This window comes from Polaromonas sp. P1_F6, from assembly GCF_056405695.1.
Map to the genome: position 1 here is coordinate 113,523 of NZ_JBFUBQ010000001.1, position 14,853 is coordinate 128,375.

A 14,853-nucleotide genomic window follows, 5' to 3' on the forward strand; every position below is an offset into this window, starting at 1 on the left:
TTCTAGCAGGCGCCACGGAACTGGCTTTGCCAGGCCGTAGGCGCCGTCCCCTGCAAGGGGAAAAGGCGCTACACGCAGTGAGCGTCGATAGGGGTGTACCTATTTACCAGCAGGGGCCGGGATCTGGCTTTGCCAGTCCCAAGGCGCCTGTCCCCTGCAAGGGGAGGTGGTGCTACATGAAGTGAGCGCCGGCAGGGGTGTGCAATTTATCTGGTTGCGACCTGCTCAGCCACGTAGATTTCAACGCGGCGGTTCTTGTCACGGCCCTGCTGTGAGTTGTTGTCAGCCACCGGCTCGCGCGAACCGCGGCCGTCCGTCACGATGCGGGTGCGCGCCACACCGCGGCTGACCAGGTAATCGCGGGCCGAATCGGCACGGTCAATGGACAGCGGATTGTTGATGGCGTCAGAGCCGGTGTTGTCGGTGTGGCCGATGATGGTCACGGTCGTCACCGGGTTCTGGTTCAGGCTGGTGGCGAACTGGTTCAGGATGGGGGCGAAGTTCGGCTTGATGGCGGAACGGCCCACGTCAAAAGAAACGTCGCTGGGGATGTCGAGCTTCAGGCGGTTGTCAGTGGTCTGGCTGACGGCCACACCGGTGCCGACGGTCGCTTTTTCCATGGCGGCTTTCTGGTCCTGCATTTTCTTGGACCAGATATAACCGCCGCCGGCACCCACGGCACCGCCCAGAACGGCACCGGTGGCTGCGCCCTTGGAGCCGCCAGTTGCCGCACCCAGCACGGCACCTGCAACAGCGCCAATGCCCGCGCCCTTGGCGGTGCCTTGCTGTGTTTCGCTCATGTTGGCGCAGCCGGAGAGGGTCAATGCAGCCAGCGCCGCGCAGGTAATGGATGTGATGGTCAGTTTGTTCATGAAATGTTCCTCGGAAAGTTAATGTCGTTAATCTAGGTATCGGAGTGAAGGAGAACGGTTGTCGGTCTTACTTCAATCAGCAGCGCATTAAAGCGCGGGTGTGTGAATACTAGGCATGCAAAAAGTGAGCAGTTGTAAGACAAGGGCGCGATATAGGCGCGCCTGCACGCCGTTTACGGAGACCTTAAACTAGTCGTTTTGTCAATTCCGTGAATTCCGTCACAGCGTTTTTGCTGTCGTACGGCCTCTTCAATCTCACATGTGACTCCTCCATGAATAAAGTTCAACTCGGCTCCAGCGACCTTCACGTGACCCCCATTTGCCTGGGCACCATGACATTCGGCGAGCAGGTGGATGAGCCCACGTCTCATGCCATCCTGGACCGCTCGCTGGAGCGCGGCGTCAACTTTCTCGACACCGCCGAAATGTATTCGGTGCCGGCGCGCGCCGAGACCTGCGGTTCGACCGAAACCATCATCGGCAACTGGTTTGCCAAAAATCCTTCAGCACGCAACAAACTGGTGCTTGCCACCAAGGTAGCCGGACCTTCGCGCGGCATGCCCTGGGTGCGTGAAGGCAGCGGCATGACGGCCCAAGACATCGCGGCTTCATGCGATGCCAGCCTGAAGCGGCTGAAGACCGACGTCATCGACCTCTACCAGATTCACTGGCCCGAACGCCACGTGCCGGCGTTTGGCGCGCTGTATTACAACCCTGCGCAAGAGCGCTCTGCCACGTCGATCCATGAGCAGCTCGAGGCACTCGGCGCTTTGGTGAAAGCCGGAAAGGTGCGTTATATCGGGCTTTCCAACGAAACACCCTACGGCGTGCACGAGTTTGTGCGCCTGGCCGAGCAGCACGGCCTGCCGCGTGTGGCCACCGTGCAGAACCCTTATTGCCTCGTCAACCGCACGGTGGAAAACGGCCTGGACGAAACCATGCACCGCCTGGGCGTCTCGCTGCTGGCCTATTCGCCCTTGGGCTTCGGTTTGCTCACAGGCAAATACGACCAGTCGGGCACTGAAGGCCCGGCCGCGCCCAAGGATGCGCGCATCGCCAAATTCGAGTCGGTGCGCAAACAACGCTGGGGTCGCCCCGAGGCACTGGCCGCCGCACGGCGCTACAACGCGCTGGCGCGTGACAACAAGCTGACCCCGACCCAGCTGGCGCTGGCGTTCTGCTACACCAAGTGGCATGTGGCCAGCACCATCATCGGCGTAACCTCGGTCGCGCAGCTGGATGAAGACCTGGATGCCTGGGGCACCACGTTGGCGCCGGAGGTCCTGGCCGAGATCGACAAAATCCGATGGGAAACGCGCGACCCAGCCTTGTAAGCTGCGGTCTGCTGCGCACGTCGCGTCATGGCAAAAAAAGATCACGTCAGCGAGACACCGGCTACTGCCTTGCTAAAGGTCAGCAAGGTACCCTTCACCGAGCACCCTTACGAATACCTTGAGCACGGCGGAGCGCAGCACAGCGCCGAGGTGCTGGGCTTTGACCCATTCACCGTCGTCAAAACGCTGGTCATGCAGGACCAGGACGCCAAACCTTTGCTGGTGTTGATGCATGGCAACCGCAAGGTTTCCACCAAAAACCTGGCGCGGCAGATCGGGGCCAAGTCGGTCGAACCGTGCAAGCCCGAAGTCGCCAACCGCCACAGCGGCTACCTGGTCGGCGGCACATCGCCTTTCGGCACGCGCAGGGCGATGCCGGTGTATATCGAGGAAAGCATCCTGGCCCTGCCCAAAATCGCCATCAACGGCGGGCGGCGGGGCTACCTGATTGGTATTGACCCGCAGGTTTGTGTCATCTTGCTGGGTGCAAAATCAGTCCGTTGTGCATTGAGCCTGGACAACGCAACGGGCCACGGCTGAAATGCCGGTGGCCACCACATAACAAGGGAGATAAATTTGGACTACGTGTATTCAGCCGGCGCGACCTTGCTGGCCTACCTGATCGGCTCGCTGTCGTTTGCCGTCATCGTCAGCCGGGTGATGGGTTTGAGTGACCCCCGCAGCTACGGCAGCAAGAACCCCGGCGCCACCAACGTGCTGCGCTCCGGCAGCAAGGCCGCGGCGGCAATCACGTTACTGCTGGACGGCCTCAAGGGTTGGGTGCCGGTGGTGCTTGTCAAATGGTTTGGCGGTGACTATGGCCTCGGTGAAGGCACGATGGCTGCCGTCGGTCTGGCGGCATTCCTGGGTCACCTCTATCCGGTGTTTTTCCAGTTCAAGGGTGGCAAGGGTGTCGCGACGGCGGCCGGGGTGTTGCTGGGTGTCAGCTGGGTGCTGGGTGTTGCCACGCTCGCAACCTGGGTGATCGTCGCCTTCTTTTCGCGCTACTCCTCACTGGCATCACTGGTGGCGGCCGTTTTTTCGCCGCTGTATTACCTGTTTGGCGACCGGGCCGCCTGGTATGTCGACAAGAGCCTGCTGGCCATGATGGTCGTAGTCAGTGCGCTCCTGATCTATCGCCACCGCGAGAACATCAACAAGCTGATCAAGGGAACCGAGTCGAAGCTGGGTGGTTCAAAACAGGCCACCAAATAGCCCGGCCGGCAACGCACCGCGAAGGGCTAATAACGCTTGTCCAGCGTCATGAGGTTGTTGTCGCGCTTCATCTGAAAGCGCGATAAAAAACTGTTGCCCAGCAGCAGAAAAGGCATCGGTTGCGGTATGACGACTGCATCCACGTCAAAGACCTCCACGTCACCCACGCGTACCGAGTTGAGCTTGACCCGGTAGCCTTGTGTGGTGCCGTTGGCTGTGGACATGCGCACAGGCTGCCCGTCTTTGTAGTTAATGCCAGAGCGCTCCGCATCCGACGCGCTCATGGCAATGCTGGTCGCACCGGTGTCAACCATGAACTGCACGGCCTTTCCGTTGATCTGCCCGGCCGTCATGAAGTGGCCGCCGCCGCTCTCAGTGATGGTGATGCGCGTGCCCCGACCGGCTGAGGCAGTGCTGCCGCCGGAGTTCACCGGCGCATCGCCCACCCGCAGCGTGTGCCGTTTGCCGGACTGCTCGATGACAGCCTGATCGCTGGTGGTGGAAATAATCTTTATGCCCTGGTGTGTTTCACCGGGCGCGACGCTCTTGGGTGAACCGCCGTTGACCACCAGCAGGGCCTTGGTGCCCATCATGCCGGCCAGCGCCACGGATTGGCCTTCGCTCTGTGCCCGGGCGGCGCCGTGCAGCAGCAAAGTCGCGGACAGCAAAAATGCTGCTTGGGTGAGGGCAGGCAGAAGATTCATGGCAATCCTAATCGCGACGGTTGTCAAAACTCAGCGGAAAGTCCTTCATCTCCGACAGGATCAGCGCCATGGCGGCCTGCAGGTCGTCGCGCTTGGCGCCCGTGACGCGGACTTTTTCTTCCTGGATGGCGGCCTGCACCTTGAGTTTGCTGGCCTTGATGGCGGCCTGGATCTTCTTGGCGGTTTCGGTGTCGATGCCATTGCGGACCTTGTTGGTCTGCTTGACCTTGTCGCCGCCGATTTTCTCGATCTTGCCGGTGTCCAGAAAGCGTACGTCAACGCCTGCCTTGGCGAGCTTGGAGCGCAGGATGTCATTGATCTGGTCGATCTGGAAGTCGCCGTCGCCGACGAGAATGATGTCCTTGTCCTTCAGCTCGATGGAGGCCGAGGTGCCCTTGAAGTCAAAGCGATTGCCGACTTCCTTGGAGGTGTTTTCCACGGCGTTTTTGACCTTGACCAGATCGGCTTCAAGAACGGTGTCGAAAGAGGGCATGGTGCAAGTCTTTTTTACGGGGGTTGGGGTGAGACAATCACCCGGATGTTAGTCGAGAAAAACGTTCCACTCCAGCATTCCAACACCTTTGGCATCGTCGCCAAGGCACTCAGCCTGGTGCGGGTGACAAAGGAGGCCGATATTGCCGCGTCTTTGCAGGACCCGGCCCTGAAGGCTGCCCCCAAGTTTGTGCTGGGCGGGGGAAGCAATATTGTGCTGACCGGGGACGTCAAGCCGCTGGTCCTCAAGGTCGAAATCATGGGCAAGCGCTTGCTCCGCGAAGACGCCAAGGCCTGGATCATTGAGGCCGGCGCCGGTGAAAACTGGCACGACCTCGTCACCTGGACGCTGCAAAACGGCTACCCGGGCCTGGAAAACCTGGCATTAATTCCCGGAACGGTCGGTGCCTCACCGGTTCAGAACATCGGTGCCTATGGGGTGGAGCTGCAAGACCGCTTTGAGTCGCTCGACGCCATCGATTTGACGACCGGCCAGCCATTTACCCTGAATGCCGCGCAATGCGCGTTTGGCTACCGTGATTCGGTGTTCAAGCACAGCAGTTCGGCGCCGGAGTCGGCCACCCATGGTTTTGGGCTGGAAGGCAAGGCGTTCATCACTCGGGTGCGCTTTGCCCTTCCCAAGGCGTGGAAGCCGGTGCTGGGCTATGCCGACATCGACAAAAAAATGGCGCAGTCCGGCATCCAGGCGCCCGACGCCCAGCAAATTTACGACTGGATCTGCGAAATCCGCAAAGCCAAGCTTCCTGATCCTCAGGTCATTGGCAACGCCGGCAGCTTTTTCAAGAACCCGACCGTTTCGCCCGAGCAATGCGCCGACATCATCCAGAGGGAGCCCAAAATCGTTCACTACCACCTCGCCGACGGCACGGTCAAGCTGGCCGCCGGATGGCTCATTGACGCCTGCGGCTGGAAGGGCAAGACCATTGGCAATGCCGGTGTCTATGAAAAACAGGCACTCGTGCTGGTCAACCGCGGCGGTACGGCCAATCCGGTCACGGGCGGCGAGGTCATGACGCTGGCCAAGGCCATCCAGACCAGTGTGTACGAACGCTTTGGCATCCTGCTGGAGCCTGAACCGGTGGTGGTCTGATGGCGACCGCCGCAAAGGTCTACACCGGGCCCGACATCGCGCTTTGGCGCCGCCTGGTGCTGCGCCATGCGCGGCAGCTTGCGGTCGTGCTGGTCATCCTCTGGGTGGTGCTGATGATGGCCGGCGAGGCCGGCTGGCGCAAGCCGACGGGGCTGGCAACCGGAATATTCGGGCTGGTCGCCGCCATGGTGGTGCTGGCTGTGTGGGCCACGCGTGAACGCGAACGCCTGGTGCGCGAGGCGCCGCTGCCGCAGTTCCTCAAGCGCAAGCTGCGCGACACCTATCCGCATCTGAGCGCAAAAGACACCGAGCTGGTCGAGCGCGGGCTGCGCCAGTTTTTCCTGGCCTGCGTTCGCAGCAAGGGCAAGTTTGTGGCCATGCCGTCGCGCGTGGTCGACAGCATGTGGCACGAATTCATCCTGCACACGCGCGCCTACCGCGAGTGGTGTGACCTCGTGCTGGGTCGTTTCATGGACCATGTGCCGGCCGAGGTGCTGGGCCGCCGCGCTTCCAGCAACGACGGCCTGCGGCGCGCCTGGTACTGGGCCTGCCGCGACGAGGCCATCAAGCCGCGCTCCCCCAGCCGCCTGCCGCTGCTCTTTGCCCTTGATGCAAAACTGGCGATCCCCAACGGTTTTCATTACCTGCCCGACTGCAGCCAGCCTCAGCGCGACGACGGAACAGGCGGTTCAGCGGGCGCTTATTGCGGTGAAAGCTTTTCCGACGGCAGCTACAGCGGCGATGCGGACGGGTTTGGCGGCTCCGAGGGCAGTAGCGGCGGTGATGGCGACGGAGGCAGTGATGGCAGTAGCGACGGTGGTGGATGCGGCGGAGGTTGCGGCGGGGGTGGCGACTAGGGCGTGCCGGGTGACGAAGACCAAAAAAAAAGCCGCCCGAAGGCGGTTTTTTTGCTATGTTTTTAATAGCTGCTTGCGCCCGTCGGTAGGGAATTTCAGGCACTTTTGATACCTAAAAATGACGGTTTTAGGGCCTTCAGGACAGTTTTTGAGGCCTCTGAGTGCCTTTTAGTACCTGTAGCGGGTTGTCCAAGGGCCAAGAGGCGTTTGTGTTGACCCACTTGGCAAATCTCGCAGCCGGCAAGCCGGTGACTTCATCAATGAGCTATTGGTGAAGCTGCTCATGGAGGCAAGGCCCACTGGCGTAAGCCCTGAGACTGCGGATGGCCAAAAGCTGATCTGCGCCCATTGCGGTGAGAAGATCAGCTTACCCGAAGGCAAATTCTGCTGGAACAACGCCAAGCGTTTTGGCGGGTTGCAGTATTGCCGGGAGCATCAGAAGCTGTTTGTCTAGTTATCCGAACAGGTCTGAGTAGCACGCCATCAAATTGACTCTAACGGGACAACTTGTCCAGTAGCTTCATCAGGTCCGGCGGCTGCCGAACGATGTGATAGCTCCACCGCCCAAAGCGCCCGTCGTTGTTGACGGCGGTACACCAGCGGTGCGCGGCTTGGGCCTTCACCTCGGCGTCGCCAGGCTGCCCCTTCACCTCGACCATCAAACGCTCACCCGTGGTCAGGTCCACGATGAAGTCCGGCAGGTAGCGACGGCGGATGCCGTCCTTGCGGTACGGCACGATGAAGCCAAGGTGGTCGTTCTTGACCCACTTGGCCACGCCCGCGTGCGCGTCCAGGGCGGTGGCCGCTGCCTGCTCCCACGTCTTCGTGTCGGCCACGATGGCGTTCAGGTGGCACTTCTGCACCGGCCAGGGCTGGCGGCCGGTGAAAAACTCGACATGCCTTGTCGAGCGCTCCCCCGCCGGCCCCGGCGTGATGATGGGCCGCTCTTGCGTCTTGCCGCTCTCGTCCACCGGCATCAGCGAGTCGAGAAGGATGCCCACCGCCTGCTGGAAGTACGGGTTCAGCGCCACGTCCTGCGGCGCCCGGTTTCCCGACAGCTTCAGCTTTTCGGCCAGGAACCGCGTGGTGTAGCCCAGCAGTTGCGGGAACAGCCGGTGCGTGGGGATGACGTCGCCACGGTCGGCCAGCCACTGCTGTGTAAGCACCTTGGCCATCGTGAAGGCCACCTGCTGCACCCGCACCTTGGCGCGCCACTGCTCCAGATTCACCACGTCGGCCGCGCCGGGGCCGTAGGCAGCCAGGGCACCGTCCTGCGTGGTCAGTCCCTTCATCAGGGTCACGTCAGGCACCGTCATCGGGTTCAGCTCCAGAGTCGGCACCTCTTGCCAGTCCATGGTCAGCCGGGTCACGCCGGGGTCGGTGTAGCCCTCCACCACCGGAAATCCCAGCTCGTACTGCGCCTTGGCCGGCACCGCATAAATCTGGTTGGCCGGCGGTGAGGGGGGCTGCTGGGCGCCACCCTCCACCTTGAATGGGATGAGCTCGAACGGCACGCCGAAGACCTTGGCCGTCTCTTCGCGGAAGAAGCCGGTGGCCTCGTCCACCGCGTAAGACGTGCGCCGCAGCGCCCGTCCTACCACCTGCTCGCACAGCAGTTGCGAGCCGAAGGGGCGCAGGCCCACCACGTGCGTCACCGTCGTAGCATCCCAGCCCTCGGACAGCATGGCCACGCTGATGATGCAGCGCACGTCACGGCCGGGCGGCACGCTGGCGTCGATGGTGACCAGGCCGTTGTCGTCGTCCTCCAGTGCCTTGCGGTTGTGCTTCTCGACCATGGCCACGTACTCTTCGGGCATCTTGCCGCCCAGCCAGCCGGTCTTGCCGATGGTCTCCAGCACGAAGCGCAGGCGGCGAGCCTCGTCGTTCTTGCCCCCGCCCTCAGCGATGTCCTCGGCCACCTTGCTGTCCACCCGCACGGTCCATTCACGGCCCGGCGCGTTGCGGAACTGCTCCGGCGCCGCGCCGTAGGTGCCGTTGCCGTTGGCCAGCCAGTCGTGCAGCTCCTTGGCCAGCGCGGTGTCACGGCAGACGATGATGAAGACCGGCGGCACGTCGGTCTTGCGATGGCCCGCCTTGAACTGCGCCGACCACTGCTCGGCCGTCTTGCGCCACTCGTCCGCCAGTTGCACGATGGGCTGCGTCGCATAGCGCATCAGCACGTCGGGAGTCAGCTTGCCGCTGTGGCCTTCCTTCTCGGCAATCTCCTGCACCCAACGCCACACGTTGAAGTAGGCCGGCGTCGCGGTGCCGCCGATGTCTTGCGTAGGGAGCTGGGGAATCTTCACCAGGCCGGCTTCGATGGCCTCCAGCAGGCTGAAGTCGGACACCACCCACGGAAAGGGCTTGCCCACCTCGTTGCCGCTGCCCTGGATGAAGAAGGGCGTGGCCGACAAGTCCACGCACAGGCGCACGCCATTGGTCCGGCCGCCCAAAGCCTTGTTGATGCGGTCTAGGCCTTCAATCCACACCGTGGCCTCGCGGGCATCGACCTCGGCCGTTTCCTCGTCAATGGCAAAGGTGTCCTCGGCGTCGAGCTTGCCGCGCCGGTAGGCGTGGTGGGCTTCGTCGTTCATCACCAGGATGGCCGAGCTGCGCCCCTTGCGGTTGCCCAGCACACGGCGCAGGAAGGCGGCGTCGCTCTCGTAGTAGCGCACCTCCTTCACCTCGAAGCCGGTGAGCTGGCTCTTGTTGTCGCGCAGCTCGCGCAGGATGTCGAAGGCCCCGGTCAGCGCCTGCTGCCGAATGTCGGCCTCGGTCAGCGCGTCCTTGCCGCCCACCTTCACGGTGCGCAGCTTCTCCACCGGCACGCCCCGCTTCACCACCTTGGCCGACGTGCCGTTCACGTCGGTCAGCTCGCGCCGCTCCAGATTGTGCCAGTTGGTGATGAAGACCTCGCCCTTGCGCAGGTCGGGCATGCGGTGCAGCGGCACCAGTTGCCGGGTGCGGTACAGGCTCAGCTCGTCCTGGTTCGGGTCGAGCTCACGCAGCCGGTCGCGGATGGTGACGTTCGGGCAAACGATGAGCACTGTGTCCGAGTAGGCCGACGCCTGCGGTTGGGCCACCTTGTTCAGGACGGACCAGGCCGACAGCATGCCCATCACCGTAGTCTTGCCGCTGCCCGTGGCCATCTTCAGTGCGTAGCGCATGAAGGCCTTATAGCCATCAGCCTTGGCGTCGTCGCCCGGCTCATCGCTGGGCACGTTGATGCCCTGCTTCAGGTCGTCCGGCCCCTCCACCAAGAACAGCACCGTTTCCACGGCTTCGAGCTGGGCGAAGAACAGCCGCTGCGAGCGGTCGGGCGACCGCCACAGTTCCAGCAATTCCCGCGTGACCTTGGTGACGCCTGCATAGTCCCGTTCGCGCCACTCCTGTAGCCGCTGGCGAATGAGGTTAGCCAAGTCCAGCAGGTATTCCTGGCCCTTGGATGCGTCATCCAGCAGCGACTGCTGGCTCTTGGTTTTGCGCCCGCGCGCCGCGCGGTCAGGCACACGGAAGAAGTACGAGGCCAGGCGACGGCCTGGCCGCTTCTCCGGGTGCTTGCCTTCCTCGATGTGCCAGTGGTATGCGGGCGGCACATAAGGCAGGTTGATGATGGGCGCTTCGACGGCGTTGATTTGGCTCATGGCGCGCCTCCCGCCGTGATGGCCGCCAGCTCAGGGTTCACGGTGCGGCCGCAAATCTCCCAGATTCGGTGAAGGCGCTGGTCGCGGAAGCTGCGGTAGGTCGCCGTGTCAAAGACCAGCTTCTTCGTGTCAGCCGCGAACTCGTCCAGCAGCAGGTGTTTCTCAATGGGCGAGCCATAGGATTTAAGGCGGCCGAAGTAGCTGTCGGGCAGTTCGGCCCGCTTGCGGATGTTGTCGGTCGCTCCGACAAAGCGGTAGTTGCCGAGCGTGTTCACCTCGGTGCTGCCGAGTCCCAGCTTCGTAGACAAAGCATGTCGCGGATAGATGTGGTCGACGTGCGGTTCGTTGCCCTTGTACTTCACGTCGAACGGCGATGCCCCCATCTGGTCCACGTACACCAGGTTCAGCAGCAGGAATCGCAACCGCGTCTGTTCCAGGTGGCCCTTCTGCAACTCGGTCGGGTAGCCGCGCCCGATGAAGTAATTCTTGACCGCTTGCATCGGAAACCCGCCAGGGGCCGGCTGCCCGACCACCGAATGCAGACCGTTGATGACCTTGTCGGTGCCCTGCGAGTACCAACCAAAGAGCTGGGCTTTGTAGTAGTAGCCGCGCATCAGTGCCCGGCTGCGCTCCGTGGGCTTCGGGTTGAAGTACAGATAGTCGAACAGCGGGATGAAGCTGTTGTGGCTGCGGACTACCTTCTCGGCGTAGACCTTCAGGTCAGTTTTGAGGAAGTCGCGCAGTTCCTGGAAGGCGGCTTCGGCCTTGTCCCAGTTTGCCTTCATTTCCGCCAGCAGCTTGGTCCCGTCGGCGCCAGTGAACTTCTCGGCCGATGCCTCGGCACCGCGCTCATGCACCACTAGCAGACACTTCAGCGGGAACGTCTTGTCGAACCCAATGTTGGTGCTGTTCAGCAGCTCTGTCGTGTCTTCGATCGCCTCCTCAATTTCGTCCCAGCCTTCCTTCATGGCGGCGAACATCAGGTCGGACGCATCAAGCTTTGTGCCCCCGGAGTTCACCCGAACGAAGATGTCCAGCACAGTCCCGTAGGTGTAGTTGTTCGCCACACCGTCTAGCTCTTGAATCCAGAAGTGCTTGTCCTCGCGCAGCAGCGATACCAGCTGGCCGAAGTTGCGCCGCACGCGCTTCTGCCGCGCCCTCTGGTCCTGGCTCGTCGGCCGCTTCTCTGCCGTGAGCGCATCGTCGGCCTTATCGAGGCTGTCGTTCATTTCCTCCGATAGTTCCTCGGCCACACGCTGGGCGTCCTTGCCAACTAGATCGGCCACCCGATACCAAGGGTGCGGCAGCGCAACCTTCGAAAACTTCAGGGTGTACAGCAGCCCGTCGTCGGACAGCGCTGCTCCGCTGCTGGCATCGAAGTAGGCCTCCAGGCGCTCGCCGTCGGGGCCCTTGATGGCACCTGCAAAGGTGGCATACAGGGTTTGCAGCCGCTGCTGGCCATCAAGAACGAACGTCTTCTCGCATCCGGCCTTGCTGACGTTCGGCTCGTAGTAGTCACTCAGGTCAGGGTCCCACTCGACCTCTTCCATGAATTTGCGCGCCTTGATTTCGTCCTTGGTCTTCCAGAGCAGCAGGGTCTGGATGGGGTAGTTGCGCATCAAGCTGTCGAACAGCTTGAGCATTTGCTCTTCCTCCCAGACGAATGGCCGCTGAATATGCGGAAGAAACAGCCCCTTGTTGATGACCTGGATGAGGTTGTAGAGCGAGCTCGGCTTGTAGCTCATGCCTTCACCTCCAGAACGCGCATCAGCTCATTGCCACGCTCGTCGATGACCTTCACCGCCACGCGGCGCTTCGGTCCGATGGAGAACGGTTCGCTCACGGTACCGGCCAGGTGCTCCCACACCGACGGGTCGAACTCGGCCTTCAGCGACTTCTGCAGGTTGTCCCACGCAGCGGTCTTGGGGAAGAAGACCTGAGTGGCATAGAAGCACATGCCGTCGTAGTCGGTGTCCAGCATCCACGCAGGCAGGTTCTGCGCGGGGATGTCTTCCTGGTCCATCGTGGCAGGGTTGAAGATGTCCAGGCCGCGCAGCTCTACTTCCCACAGGTCGGCGCCGTCGTCGTTCTTCTTGCCGGTCTTGCGCGCCACAGCGTCGGGCAGGCCGGTGACTGAGAAGATTTGGCTGGCGCGGTTTGTCTTCAGCAGGTCGCTCATGGCTACGTCGGGCGTTACGGTGACGTAGGTGCAGGGCACTCGTAGCTTGGCGCGGTCTTCCAGCAGTTCGCGTGCCTTGGCTTGAATGGCGAAGCCGAAGAAGTACAGGTGCGGGAACTTCAGGAAGTAGGCCTCGCGGGCCGCCTCGAACACCACGTCGGACGAGATGGCGCCGTCCTCCGGGCCGAAGACCACGGCGATTCGGTTGCCCTCGGCGTCCATGCCCTCGGCGTGGATGGCGTCGCTGTCGGTCATGCGGCGGATGTCGGCCAACACCAGTTCGCGGTTGCCTGGCAGGCGCAGCGTCTTAGACTGGCGCAACACTTGGGTCATGCGCTCGATATGCGTGGCTGGGTCGGCGTACCGGCCGGCTGGCTCGGCCACCTGCAGGGGCAAGCCGCCGTTGGCTGCGTCCGCCTCGCCAAGAGCTGCATCCAGGCTCTGAGGGCCGGCCTTTGGTTCCGCTTCGTAAGTCTCGACTGTCTGTGCGGGCGCAATGGTCGCCTCGACAACAAACGGGCCCGCGACGCGCGTCACCTTGTCGTTCACCTCCGGCTGGTCCACCAGCACTTCCATCGCGGGTTGCTCGTCGTTGGCGATGGACTTCAGCGTGATATGTGGCACCAGTCCGCCAACATCTTCACCTTTGCGGTTCTGTTTGCGCTTGTAGACAAAACCGCCCTGCGGGCCAATTTGATGCTCCTTTAGTTCGAAATATGGAAATGTCGCAGTAAGAATGCGCTGCCGAGCCAACGCGAGCGGCACGCGAGAGGTGTCGCAAGTAATCCAGCGACGGCCCCATTGTTCGGCGACATAGGCCGTCGTGCCGGAGCCGCATGTCGGGTCAAGCACTAAGTCGCCTGGCACACTGCACATCAACATGCAACGCTCAATAACCTGCGGTGCAGTCTGGACAACATACTTTCTGTCGAGCGCACCTCTCACGTCTGTCCATATATTGTTTAACGAGCGAAAGGGGAAGTCTGAAAAGTAGCGCTTGTAGATGCGAAACCCTGGTCTTGGGACGATTCGCCCCAACTCGCACAGACGTAGCATCCCCTGAATACTGGTCTTCCAGTTCTTTGTTCTCGTCGGGTCGAATTTGATGCCATTCCAAATAAATGGAACCGAAGTGTTGGTGCGGAACCCATCCGAGACCGCGGAATCTGTCGCAAATACCTTGGCACCATCTGGAAGCGGCGCTCGCCCCATTAGCTCATCCTCTGTAATGGGCCTAGTTTCCCCGCTGGCAAGCTCGACGTTCTTGTATTCCGTCGCCCCCTCTTCTCCAAGCGTTTTGGCAACAAACAAAGCGTGATATTTCATAGTCTTGCGCTGCTTGGCATACCAAACCAAGTAATCGCATACAGTCGGCAGAGTATCGCTAGTCGCTCCACCAGTTTTGCGCACAGCAATCACGGAAATGAAGTTGTCTGAACCGAAAACTTCGTCCAGCACATTGCGGACGCGGTGCAGGTTCTCATCAGATATTTGGACAAAAACGCTCCCGGTGTCAGCGAGCAGTTCTCGTGTCAGGCTCAGGCGGTCCCGCATGTAGGTTAAGTACGAGTGAAGTCCAAGTTCCCACGTGTCGCGATAGGCCTTGACCATTTCTGGTTCGCGGGTCATATCCTCATCCCCGCCATGTTTCACCTCCTTCTTGCGCACGAACGGCTGAAAATTTGAGCCAAACTTCACGCCATAGGGCGGGTCCATATAAATCATTTGGACCTGCCCTCCGAGGCCCTCAAACTCCAGCAGCGAATTCATCACCTGCAGGCTGTCCCCGAGAATCATCCGGTTCTGCCACGGCCCCTTGTGCTCGTAGGCATCGAGCTTGTCGGTCACGTCCAGTCCGCCACCGTCGCCGAACAGGTCATAGGTGGTGCCCTTGGCCTTGCGGTGCTTGATGCCCTCCAGGATGGCCCTGGTCGAGTGCCGCTCGTGCACGAAAAGCGGCACCGTCGGCACAGAAATCTGGTGCCGCTCGGCTTTACCGGTCCAGTTCAGGAAGGGCTGACTAAGAGCCTGCAGAAGGTCGGCCGTCGCCTTCAGCGACTGCACCTGCACGCCACCGCCGGCCCACACCTGTGGCGTGGTAAATACCGCCGCCTCGCCTTCAGTGGCACAGCGTTGCACCAGGCCCAGAAGCCATTCGGCTAGATCGCGGTCTCGGTTTTCGTCCCAGCTCAGGGAAGGGTCCAGGCTGCTGTCGTAGCGGTAGATCTTTGGTGGCTTCTTGGTGGTGAACTGGTCCTGCACGCCAACATCCGGGCGCTGGGTGGCCTTCTGGGTGTGCTGGTAGTCCGTTGTTTGGTTTACAGACGCGGCAGTATTCTTTTTTGTTACCAAGGTACGCTCCCCTAATCAATTTGTATCGGGCAATGATACCGATTGAATTGGCCACATTCCGACTGTAAGTTGCAACTGCAGCGCTCATGACAC

General features: G+C 61.5%; 12 protein-coding genes. 6 read left to right on the forward strand and 6 right to left on the reverse strand.

Annotated features, from left to right (window positions below):
- Window positions 1-206 precede the first annotated feature (206 nt).
- The gene (locus tag AC1DY9_RS00500; protein ID WP_477665528.1) at window positions 207-872 is read right to left on the reverse strand and encodes a YiaD family glycine zipper/OmpA-like lipoprotein; all 666 of its coding nucleotides are present in this window, start codon (window positions 870-872) and stop codon (window positions 207-209) included.
- 272 nt (window positions 873-1,144) lie between these two features.
- Between AC1DY9_RS00500 and AC1DY9_RS00505 the strand changes: the two genes are divergently transcribed.
- The 3 genes from AC1DY9_RS00505 to plsY are packed head-to-tail and all read left to right on the forward strand — an operon-like array spanning window position 1,145 to window position 3,421.
- Window positions 1,145-2,206 carry an aldo/keto reductase gene (locus tag AC1DY9_RS00505; protein WP_477665529.1) on the forward strand — a complete coding sequence of 354 codons (1,062 nt, stop codon included), beginning with the start codon at window positions 1,145-1,147 and terminating at the stop codon, window positions 2,204-2,206.
- 27 nt (window positions 2,207-2,233) lie between these two features.
- Complete coding sequence (locus AC1DY9_RS00510) at window positions 2,234-2,746, forward strand: aminoacyl-tRNA deacylase (protein WP_477665530.1); 513 nt, start codon at window positions 2,234-2,236, stop codon at window positions 2,744-2,746.
- 36 nt (window positions 2,747-2,782) lie between these two features.
- A complete protein-coding gene (gene plsY / locus AC1DY9_RS00515) occupies window positions 2,783-3,421 on the forward strand; it encodes a glycerol-3-phosphate 1-O-acyltransferase PlsY (RefSeq protein WP_477665531.1) in 639 nt (212 codons plus the stop codon).
- A 26-nt stretch (window positions 3,422-3,447) separates the two neighbouring features.
- Here the strand turns inward: plsY and AC1DY9_RS00520 are convergent, their stop codons facing one another.
- The gene (locus AC1DY9_RS00520) at window positions 3,448-4,125 is read right to left on the reverse strand and encodes a retropepsin-like aspartic protease family protein (RefSeq protein WP_477665532.1); all 678 of its coding nucleotides are present in this window, start codon (window positions 4,123-4,125) and stop codon (window positions 3,448-3,450) included.
- 7 nt (window positions 4,126-4,132) lie between these two features.
- Complete coding sequence (locus AC1DY9_RS00525) at window positions 4,133-4,618, reverse strand: YajQ family cyclic di-GMP-binding protein (protein WP_348050062.1); 486 nt, start codon at window positions 4,616-4,618, stop codon at window positions 4,133-4,135.
- Window positions 4,619-4,663: 45 nt separating this feature from the next.
- Between AC1DY9_RS00525 and murB the strand changes: the two genes are divergently transcribed.
- The 3 genes from murB (at window position 4,664) to AC1DY9_RS00540 (ending at window position 7,039) form a co-directional block, all read left to right on the forward strand.
- A complete protein-coding gene (murB, locus tag AC1DY9_RS00530) occupies window positions 4,664-5,728 on the forward strand; it encodes a UDP-N-acetylmuramate dehydrogenase (RefSeq protein WP_477665533.1) in 1,065 nt (354 codons plus the stop codon).
- Entirely contained in the window at window positions 5,728-6,585 is an 858-nt protein-coding gene (locus AC1DY9_RS00535; RefSeq protein ID WP_477665534.1) for a glycine-rich domain-containing protein, read from the forward strand. The genes murB and AC1DY9_RS00535 overlap by 1 nt, the downstream gene beginning before the upstream one ends.
- 271 nt (window positions 6,586-6,856) lie before the next feature.
- Window positions 6,857-7,039, forward strand: coding sequence for a hypothetical protein (locus AC1DY9_RS00540; protein ID WP_477665535.1), 183 nt, complete (start codon window positions 6,857-6,859; stop codon window positions 7,037-7,039).
- A gap of 40 nt (window positions 7,040-7,079) precedes the next feature.
- Here the strand turns inward: AC1DY9_RS00540 and AC1DY9_RS00545 are convergent, their stop codons facing one another.
- The 3 genes from AC1DY9_RS00545 to AC1DY9_RS00555 are packed head-to-tail and all read right to left on the reverse strand — an operon-like array spanning window position 7,080 to window position 14,760.
- Window positions 7,080-10,229, reverse strand: a complete 3,150-nt coding sequence (locus tag AC1DY9_RS00545) for a BPTD_3080 family restriction endonuclease (RefSeq protein WP_477665536.1) — start codon at window positions 10,227-10,229, stop codon at window positions 7,080-7,082.
- Window positions 10,226-11,974: a GmrSD restriction endonuclease domain-containing protein gene (locus AC1DY9_RS00550; protein ID WP_477665537.1), complete on the reverse strand. Its 1,749-nt coding sequence runs from the start codon at window positions 11,972-11,974 to the stop codon at window positions 10,226-10,228. The genes AC1DY9_RS00545 and AC1DY9_RS00550 overlap by 4 nt, the downstream gene beginning before the upstream one ends.
- Complete coding sequence (locus AC1DY9_RS00555; RefSeq protein ID WP_477665538.1) at window positions 11,971-14,760, reverse strand: site-specific DNA-methyltransferase; 2,790 nt, start codon at window positions 14,758-14,760, stop codon at window positions 11,971-11,973. The genes AC1DY9_RS00550 and AC1DY9_RS00555 overlap by 4 nt, the downstream gene beginning before the upstream one ends.
- Window positions 14,761-14,853 lie beyond the last annotated feature (93 nt).